The organism is Serratia sp. C2(1) (genome assembly GCF_036352655.1).
Lineage (GTDB): Bacteria > Pseudomonadota > Gammaproteobacteria > Enterobacterales > Enterobacteriaceae > Serratia > Serratia inhibens.
Genome location: NZ_JAZFBA010000024.1, coordinates 1 through 486, shown reverse-complemented (window position 1 = coordinate 486; position 486 = coordinate 1). Strand labels below are relative to the sequence as shown.

General features: G+C 58.6%; 1 protein-coding gene. It reads right to left on the bottom strand.

Going from position 1 to position 486, the window contains the following annotated elements:
- Nucleotides 1-486: AMP-binding protein (locus tag V2S86_RS25360; RefSeq protein WP_330764615.1), on the bottom strand; the 486-nt coding region annotated here is incomplete at both ends.

Below are 486 nucleotides of genomic sequence, written 5' to 3'. Positions count from 1 at the left end.
CGTACGCGCCTGGCCTGGCCAGGAATCGGTGATCACCAAATTGCCTTCGCAGGCACCTTCCTGAGGTGTACCTAGGTTATCGACCAACGCAGGCTGCACGCCGAAGAACGGCCGTGTGGCAGAGCCGGCTTTCAGCTCGATGGCACCGGGCAGCGGGGTGATCATAAAGCCGCCGGTTTCGGTCTGCCACCAGGTGTCGACGATCGGGCATTTGCCGTTACCGATTTTGTTGTAATACCACTCCCAGGCTTCCGGGTTGATCGGCTCCCCGACCGAACCCATGATACGCAGTGAATCGCGTTTGGTGCCCTCGATCGCTTTATCGCCTTCGGCCATCAGCGCACGAATGGCGGTGGGGGCGGTATACAAGATATTGACCTGATGCTTATCAATCACCTGTGACAGGCGGTTGACGCCAGGATAGTTTGGCACGCCTTCGAACATCAAGGTGATGGCACCGCAGGCCAACGGGCCGTACAGCAGATA